The sequence below is a fragment of the Liquorilactobacillus uvarum DSM 19971 genome (genome assembly GCF_001434935.1).
Classification (GTDB): Bacteria; Bacillota; Bacilli; order Lactobacillales; family Lactobacillaceae; genus Liquorilactobacillus; species Liquorilactobacillus uvarum.
This window is the reverse complement of record NZ_AZEG01000021.1, coordinates 22,278-31,341: the sequence shown is the minus strand read 5'-3', so window position 1 is coordinate 31,341 and position 9,064 is coordinate 22,278. Positions and strand designations below refer to the sequence as shown.

Annotated in this window: 8 protein-coding genes; 1 reads left to right on the top strand and 7 read right to left on the bottom strand. The window is 37.1% G+C overall.

What is annotated here, in order from left to right:
• Window positions 1-162: 162 nt before the first annotated feature.
• From purB to FD20_RS09400, 5 genes are all read right to left on the bottom strand, one after another.
• Entirely contained in the window at window positions 163-1,461 is a 1,299-nt protein-coding gene (gene purB / locus FD20_RS09420; RefSeq protein ID WP_057738003.1) for an adenylosuccinate lyase, read from the bottom strand.
• A gap of 12 nt (window positions 1,462-1,473) precedes the next feature.
• Window positions 1,474-2,625, bottom strand: a complete 1,152-nt coding sequence (purK, locus tag FD20_RS09415) for a 5-(carboxyamino)imidazole ribonucleotide synthase (protein WP_162255638.1) — start codon at window positions 2,623-2,625, stop codon at window positions 1,474-1,476.
• Complete coding sequence (purE, locus tag FD20_RS09410; protein WP_057738008.1) at window positions 2,588-3,052, bottom strand: 5-(carboxyamino)imidazole ribonucleotide mutase; 465 nt, start codon at window positions 3,050-3,052, stop codon at window positions 2,588-2,590. Before purE ends, purK begins: the two co-directional genes overlap by 38 nt.
• A gap of 426 nt (window positions 3,053-3,478) precedes the next feature.
• On the bottom strand, window positions 3,479-3,682 hold the full coding sequence (locus FD20_RS09405; RefSeq protein ID WP_057737999.1) for a hypothetical protein: 204 nt from the start codon (window positions 3,680-3,682) through the stop codon (window positions 3,479-3,481).
• 164 nt (window positions 3,683-3,846) lie between these two features.
• Window positions 3,847-5,073 (bottom strand): acetate/propionate family kinase, encoded by a 1,227-nt coding sequence (locus FD20_RS09400; RefSeq protein ID WP_057737997.1) that lies wholly within the window; start codon window positions 5,071-5,073, stop codon window positions 3,847-3,849.
• A gap of 179 nt (window positions 5,074-5,252) precedes the next feature.
• On the opposite strand from FD20_RS09400, the gene FD20_RS09395 reads away from it, so the two are divergent.
• Window positions 5,253-5,810: a nucleotidyltransferase family protein gene (locus tag FD20_RS09395; protein ID WP_057737995.1), complete on the top strand. Its 558-nt coding sequence runs from the start codon at window positions 5,253-5,255 to the stop codon at window positions 5,808-5,810.
• 355 nt (window positions 5,811-6,165) lie between these two features.
• Here FD20_RS09395 and FD20_RS09390 read toward each other — a convergent pair whose 3' ends face one another.
• A complete protein-coding gene (locus FD20_RS09390) occupies window positions 6,166-7,506 on the bottom strand; it encodes an aspartate aminotransferase family protein (protein WP_083489102.1) in 1,341 nt (446 codons plus the stop codon).
• Window positions 7,493-8,950 (bottom strand): APC family permease, encoded by a 1,458-nt coding sequence (locus FD20_RS09385; protein ID WP_057737992.1) that lies wholly within the window; start codon window positions 8,948-8,950, stop codon window positions 7,493-7,495. The genes FD20_RS09390 and FD20_RS09385 overlap by 14 nt, the downstream gene beginning before the upstream one ends.
• Window positions 8,951-9,064 lie beyond the last annotated feature (114 nt).

The following is a 9,064-nucleotide window of genomic DNA, read 5'->3' as shown; positions in this document are numbered from 1 at the left end:
GCCTTGATGGCGATGAACATTAGAAAATTGGTGGCGAGGGTTACCAACTATAACTGTTTTATAAACAAAAAGAAGAGATTAGTGAAAATCAAAGAACAATTTTCGCTAATCTCTTCTTTTTTGAAGGACTTATGGCATAGCCCCTTTAAATACACGTATTTTCTAGTCGCCCAATCCAATACGTTCAAAAATATCGTCTACATGTCTCAAATGCCAATGATAGTCAAAAGCATCATCAAGATCCTCTTGCGTTAAGTTTGACATAATTTTAGGATCAGCTTCAAGAAGAGGTCTAAACTGGATCTGCTTATCCCAAGACTCAGCTGTTTTTGGTTGAATTAAATCATAAGCTTCTTCTCTGCTCATACCCTTATCAATCAATTTGAGCAGAACCCGACCGCTGTAGATCAATCCAAATGTCCGTTTCATATTACGTTTCATATTATCTGGAAATACAGTCAAAGTATTCAATATTGTGCCGAAACGATGAAGCATGTAGTCAACCAGAATAGTCGTGTCTGGTAAAATAATCCGCTCAGCAGATGAATGAGAAATATCACGTTCATGCCATAAAGTAATATCTTCAAAAGCTGTGACCATATGACCTCTCACTACCCTAGCCAAACCACAAATATTTTCAGATCCAATTGGATTTCGCTTGTGAGGCATAGCTGATGAACCTTTTTGTCCCTTGGCAAAATATTCTTCTACTTCACGTGTCTCAGACTTTTGCAGTCCACGAACCTCAGTTGCAAATTTTTCAAGACTTGTTGCAATTAACGCTAGTGCAGATATGTATTCAGCATGTAAATCACGTGGAAGTACCTGACTAGAAATTTCTTGCGCTCGTATTCCAAGTTTTTGGCATACATATTTTTCAACGTAAGGATCAATATTTGCAAAAGTACCAACAGCTCCACTAATTTTGCCAGCTTCTATGCCTTTTGCAGCATGTTCAAAACGTTCGATATCCCTTTTTATTTCAGAATACCAGCGTGCAAGCTTTAATCCAAATGTTGTTGGTTCGGCGTGAACACCATGTGTTCGTCCCATCATAACAGTGTTCTTATATTCTTTTGCCTTCTTAGCCACAATTTCCTTGAACTGGACCAAATCTTGACGAAGTAATTCATTAACCTGTTTTAATTGAAACCCATATGCCGTATCAACAACATCCGTACTGGTCAAACCATAATGAACCCATTTTCTTTCGTCACCCAAAGATTCGGAAACACACCGTGTAAATGCGATAACATCATGGTGTGTGGTTTGTTCAATCTCCTGAATACGATCTACACTGAAACTTGCATTATCCCGAATTTTAGCTACATCTTTTGCAGGGATATGTCCTAGCTTAGACCAAGCTTCATCGGCTGCAATTTCTACTTCTAACCAACACTCATATTTTTTTTCGTCTGACCATTTCGCTGCCATCTCTGGTCGTGAATATCTTGAAATCATTTTTTTCTCCTTCTAATTCCAAACTTCTGTATTATCGACTTCATCCAAAGTATCTTTAATATTATTCGTTAAAATTGTAACATGTCCCATTTTACGATCTTTGCGAATTTCACCTTTACCGTAGTCATGGAACTGCCACTGTGGTTTATCCTTGACTAACTGTTCACATCCAGCAACATGCTGTCCCAAAATATTTACCATCACCACTGGTTGAAGCAGTTCTATTTTGGGCATTGGCCAATCACAAATTGCCCTGTTATGAATGTCAAACTGTGAAAAATTGCATGCTTCTATCGAATAATGTCCAGAATTATGTGGTCTAGGTGCCAACTCATTGACAAAAATTTTTCCATCAGAACTGACAAACATTTCAACCCCGAGAATACCACAAAGATCAATTCCCTTGGCGATCTGCACGGCCATTTGCTGTGCCTCTTTCAAAACTTCTTTTGGTAAACGGGCAGGTACGATGCTCTCATGTAAAATTTGATTTCGATGAATATTTTCACTCACAGGAAAAACTGAAATTCCACCACTTATACTCCGGCCGATCATCACTGAACATTCCTTGTCAAAATGAACCCAGCCTTCAAGAATACATTGTCCCTTTTCAAGAAGTTCTGTTGCTTCCGCTAAATCTGCTTCTTGTTTCAAAACAATTTGAGATTTGCCATCATAACCGCCTTGACAGGTTTTCAACACCGATGGATATCCAATTTCCTCAATAGCTCCTTTTAAATCTAACACATTATTGATCTCTGCAAAAGGTGCTACTCTCAAACCATGCTCTTTTAAAAATGTTTTTTCTTTTATGCGATCTTTAGTAATAGCGAGTAACCTCGTGCCTTGAGGGATAGAAGCTAAGCGCTTAGCATCTTCCAATGCTTGTAAGTCAACATTTTCAAATTCATAAGTAAGCACATCGGAACGTTGTGCCAACTCCTCAATTGCTTTTAAATCAGCATAAGGCGCTACTATTTGAGCATCTGCGGCTTGTCCAGCAGAACAATCAGGATTCGGATCTAGAATAAGTACACGGAAACCAGCCTTTTTTGCCGAAAAAGCCAACATCTGTCCCAATTGTCCACCACCTATGATACCAATAGTTTTACCCTGCGCAACAATATTAGACAAGTTTTTCACCGCTTTCCACAGATTTATCATGTTGTTTCTTACGAAAAGCACTTAACTCAGTTTGCAAATTTTTGTCATTAATAGCTAATATTTGGATTGCTAACAAGGCTGCATTTTTTGCACCAGAAACTCCAATTGCCGTCGTAGCAACCGGGATTCCTGCTGGCATTTGAACAATCGACAATAACGAATCAAGACCATTAAGTGCATGACTCTGTACTGGAACACCGATAACGGGCAAAATTGTATTAGCTGCTATCATTCCAGGCAGATGAGCTGCTCCTCCAGCACCAGCAATAACAACTTTAGCACCATTAGATGCTGCTTCTTTAGAGAAAGCGAACATTTCGTTTGGCATTCGATGTGCCGAAATTACATGTTTATCGTAATTAACTTGAAATTTATCTAAAATAAGTGCGGCTTCTTTCATGGTTTCCCAATCTGAAATACTTCCCATAACAATGTTTATTTCACTGCTCACATCTATCCCTCCATTTTCATTTAGCTTAACAAATCAAAAAATGAATGTCAAAACAAAAATCGAACTATTTTATCAAAAAATATATATTTGTACGTGTTACGCTTGAAAAAATAGCTATTTAAAATAATACAAGCAATTTTTATCCAACTGCTCATATTTAGGAGAGCCTTACCTGTCTAAATGAACAATTTAACATTTGCAACAAAATGAAACCTCCCCAAAACTCTTTCTCTTTGCAAATCACAGATTGACACAAATTGTACTTGATTGGAACATTCATATCTATAGTTCATAATTAAAAAATTAACTATTTCTTAATTGCAAATTCTAAGTAAATAAAAGAGATCGCAGCCAAAACATGATCTTGGTCACAATCTCTTAATTAGATTACTTATTTGAATTTTAATCTTCAGCCGCAGACATAGCTTCTAGTATAACTCCTAGGCGATCTCGCTCCGCTTGCGCATCGCGTCTTTTTTCATCGTAAGCATTCAAAAGATGATGTCCACGGCTGCTATGATTTATTTTTTCGCAAACATTATTAAGTTCAGCAATTTTTGCCTCTGCAACCCGATACTCTTCTAAAATATCAAATTTATTGCTCATGACAAAACCCCCTAAAAATTAGTCGATTAGATGACTTGACTAATCTAACACGTTTTGACATGTTTGTGAACCTTTTTATGTTACGGTTAGTTTACAGTTAATTATCAAAAAAATAACTAATTTAAAAATTTACTATTTCTTATGTTAAGAACTCATTCCATCTCTTATACCACATAGTTTTTTGAATGAATATCTTCATTTTGACTAGCAAGTACTTGAACGTCACGTGCTATCATCAGCTCTTCATCAGTTGGAATCATCAAAACATCAACTTTTGAGTTTGGAGTTGAAACAAATTCTGCTTTACCTCTCTGATTATTTCTTTCCTCATCAATCATTATTCCCATATAAGAAAGCCGCCTCATTACAAGTTTTCTAATTTGCGCAGAATTTTCACCAATCCCTGCTGTAAAGACAATTGCATCCAAACCGCCCATTTCTGCTGTATAGGCTCCAATGTATTTTACAACATCTTTAACAAAAATATCTTCAGCAAGTTGAGCCCTCTCGCTCGTCTTTTTCTTTTCTTCTATATCTCGCATGTCTGAAGAAATACCTGAAATACCTAACAATCCGGATTTTTTATTTAAATCATATATAATTTCAGGCATCGAGTGCATTTTTAACTTTTGCATCATAAAAGAAATCATGGCAACGTCTGTATCCCCCGACCTGGTCCCCATTGTAATCCCGGTAAGAGGTGTAAATCCCATAGAAGTATCAAAAGATTTACTATTTTTGATAGCACAGATTGAAGCTCCGGCTCCCAAATGACAAGTAATGATTTTCAGCTCCGCCAGAGGCTTTTTCATCATTTGTGCTGCTACATTTGCAACATAACGATGACTTGTTCCATGCGCCCCATATCTTCTCACCCCATAATTGTGATACCACTCGTATGGGACACTGAAAAGAAAGTTCGTCTTAGGTATTGTTTGATGAAATGAAGTGTCAAAAACAGCAACGGATATTGCGTCAGGAAGAGCTTTTTTAAAAGCTTTTATTCCCATTAAATTAGCTGGATTATGAATAGGTGCATATTCTGCTAATTCATTTATTTGACGCATTACTTTTGTATTAACGACTACAGATTTCTTGAAAAACTCTCCCCCAGCAACCACACGATGCCCAACCCCAGCTATCTCAGCATAACTTTTTATAATATCAAGATTCAAAAGCAAATCAAGCAATCTTTTGACTGCAACAGAATGATTTTCAATGTGTTCTTTTTTTTCAAAACTTTCTTTGTTATCATACGAAATTTTAATTTTTCCTTCATCTAAACCTATTCGATCAAAAAGTCCTTTTGCTATCACCTTTTCTTCTGGCATTTCAAATAATTTGAACTTTAAGCTTGAACTTCCAGCATTAATCGCAATGATTTTTTGCATACCAATTCCTCCCAGCTCTTATTTAAACCGCTTTCACATATAATATAACAAATTTCACAACAAAATTCACTAATTCTCATCAAGCTAGTATTTTATTTTATATTTTTAATTAAAATTAGGCTTTTATTCTTCCTGAAAACAAATTACAATAACTGTTAGAACTTTTTTGGAGGAACAGCATGAAATATAAACAAGACTTAACTAAACTTATAAAAGAAACTCCAGAATTTATGGAATTGCTAAGAATCATTAACAATTTTCATCTGCAAAATTGGTCAGTTTGCGCAGGAATAGTTAGAAACCTTGTATGGTGTAAAAAGGCAGGAAGAAAATATTCTATTTTACAAAACAATATTGACATTCTTTACAACGATCACTCAGAGTCATATGAGCAATTATTGACTAAACAAGCAATAATTGCTCAGAAACATTTAAAATATCTCTGGAATATACAAAATACTGCTTTATCTACTTCTACCAGCAGACAACCTTATGGTAAGGATCTATTCGACACCATTTCATCAATTCCTGAAACTTGCAGTGCTGTTGGAGTTTATCTTGAAAACGGAGAAATACAAATAATTGCTCCTTACGGATTAGAAGACCTTTTTAGTTTTGAGGCCCATCCAACACCTTCTTTCGTTTCAGATCCTAAAAAAATACAGATTTATCGTAAACGTATGCTTAGAAAAAATTGGCCCACAAAGTGGCCTGAAGCAATAATTTTTGATGATTAGTGATTAAATGCATATAAAATACTACATGGACGATTGTTAGCAAAAATTTTAGCAAACACTAAATATTCTCTAATAGTTAGTGTAAAAAAATTACTGTGTCTTCATGTAATGCTTAAATCCTCGTTATCAAGCATTAACATACATTATTGCTGCATTTAATACGTCTTCTTTAAGGAGGACCAACTTCATAGTTTTGGGACATTAATTGCTTACCATGTTAAAAAGACCAGTGACAAAAACTGAATTTGAGATGTACTTCAAGCGCTAAAGTAAAAACTTTAACTCTGAATGTATCTCTCAAGTTAGTTCTGTCACTGGTCTTTTTATTTCTATTTACAGATATATATTGCCCAATTTACCAGCCAATATTATCAGCATTATCAGGTAAACTCAATTTGCCTTCTTCAAATTCAGAAAAAGCTTGTGCCATAACCTTAAAAGCTTGATGTAATTGATCCTCTGTTATAACTAGTGGTGGTTGGAATCGCAAAACATTAGTTTTAAGACTAATCATAATAACTCCGAGCTCAAAAATGCGATAAATAAGCTTTGTCGTTGCATTTGCATCAGGCTTATTTGTCATCGGATCAATAATATCTATCCCACCATCAAGTCCGTACATACGACACTGCCCTATAAATTTGTGCTTGGCTTTTTCACGTTTGAAAAATATTTTTGCTTCTTCACCTAATTTAGCGGAGCGTTCCACAAGATGCTCATTCTCAATAACATCCAAAGTGGCCATAGCAGCTGCAGTAGTAACAGGATTTCCAGATGTTGTAAACAAATGCGCAGGTGCATCTAGTGAATCCATTATCTCGGCACGTCCAATGACAGCGCTTAAGGGAAGACCTGAAGCAAGTGATTTTCCAACAGACATCAAATCCGGTTCAACACCCTCAAAATGCTGTATTGACCACCACTTTCCTGTTCTGCCCAAACCTTGATTAACTTCATCAATTGCAAACAAAATGCCATGCTCATGTGCAAATTCAGAAACCTTGCGTATAAAAGCAGTAGGAGCTTTTATAATTCCACCATCACCTTGGATTGGCTCAATAATAATCAAAGCCGTTTCCTCAGTCGGTAGGAAAGTCTCAAACGGACGTTTAAATTCAGCGAACATTCTGTCTACAAAATCGGACTCCTTTTCACCATCCAAGCGATGCCACGGATCCGGATAAGGGACCTTGATAACATCAGGTAGCAATGGGCCTATATTCCGTGCCATATTTAAACTGACAGCAGACAAAGTCATTGAACCGTAAGTTGAACCATGGTACGCGCCCATAAAACTGACAAGATATGGTCGTTTGGTGTAGGCACGAGCAAATTTTATAATTCCATCATTAGCATCTGAACCAGAATTCCCCCAAGCTAACTTTTTTGGCCCGTTTATCGGTGCTAAAGCACACAACCTTCGAGCAAGTTTTGCAGCAGGTGCATTTGCAAAATAAGCTGGTGTATACTGAATCAGTTTTTCTGCCTGATCTTGAATCGCTTTAACAACATGTGGATGCGCATGTCCAGTATTTGTTGCCGAAGCGCTAGACAATAAGTCAATATACTGACGCCCCTCAATATCCTTGACAATAGCACCCTTTCCAGACTCAATCACAATATCAAAATAGTTGATTCTCGATGTCCTAGCAAGAGAATTAGCCTCCTTGCTCAACACTTTTTTACTGCTGATCATTTTTAGAACCCTCTGCACGCTTGCTAAGATATGAATGACGAATACCATAGGCAAAATAAATAATTAATCCTAACACAAACCAAGCCAATGAATATAGCTTAGCATCGTAATCCAATCCCCAGAAAACCCCTAAAGCAGCTAAAAAGGCAACAGCAGGAAGAACGGGATAGAAGGGCATCTTAAAAGCAGGTTCAGGTATATCTTTTCCTTCACGTGAACGAAGCGCGTAGATTCCCAAGGAAACAAACATAAATGCAATCAATGTCCCCGCAGATATCAGTTGAGCCAAAAAAGCAAATGGGAAAAGTGCTCCTAAAACAACACCAACTATGCCTAAAACTAACAAAGAACGGTTAGGAAGTTTTTTATCATTTAAAACGCCCAACCATTTTGGCAGCATTCCATCACGACCAAATGAATATAATAACCGAGAACCGGCTAACATCATACCAATCAAAGCTGTAAACATTCCCACAACCGCGACAGCCTGCACAACCGTAGCAACAATTGGATGCCCGCCTTGACGTAAAGCCCAGCCGACTGGTTCAGCATTGTTAGCATAACTGGAATAATGGAACATTCCTACTAAAACCAGCGAAACGGCTACAAAAAGAACAACTGCAATCAAGAGAGAGCCTAAGATACCACGTGGCATTGTTTTCTGCGGATTTTTAGCTTCAGCAGAGTTCGCAGCAATCGAATCAAAACCAATATAGGATAAGAAAATCGAGGAAACTCCTGCATAAATTCCCTGCCAACCGCCGAAAGCAGAACCATCAGCATTTTTATGGTACTCAGGTATGAAAGGGGTATAGTTTGCTTTATGCAAAGCTGTCATTCCAACAAAAATAAAAACTAAAATTGCTAAAACTTTTAGAACAACCAAAATATTTTCCACACGAGCAGCTTCAGAAACCCCATGCGATAATAATAATGCAACCAAAACGACAACAATAACAGCTATAATATCTATAAAACCACCATTGGTTCCAAGTGCATTTGCCAAATAATTTGGAAGCTTAACTCCAAGAGGCTCTATCAATCCTCTAAAATTAGCTGATAGTCCGGAAGCAACGAAAGCAACAGCTATAAAATATTCTGCCAACAAAGCCCAACCAGCGATCCAACCAAAAAACTCACCAAAAACGACGTTGATCCATGAGTACGCTGATCCGGCAAATGGCATTGCAGATGACATTTCAGCATAAGCAAACGCAACTAATCCTGCCACAATAGCTGCTGCTAAGAAGGACAATGCAACAGCGGGACCTGCATGTGAAGCAGCGACAACCCCTGGCAATGTAAAAATGGAAGTCGACACAATCGTACCAACACCCAATGCCAGAAAATCCTTAACTGTTAAAACACGCTCCAAATGAGAATCCTTATCTTGATAAACATTAGGATCTTCTTTCAAAAGAAGCCTCTTCATGAGATTTTTCATACATATTCCTCCACAATATAAATAAAATTACAACAAGTTAGAAAAATTATAACAAATATATTAGAAAAGTCAATGTGACCTGCTAATGATAAGCCCCGCAACTACAGTGTTCAA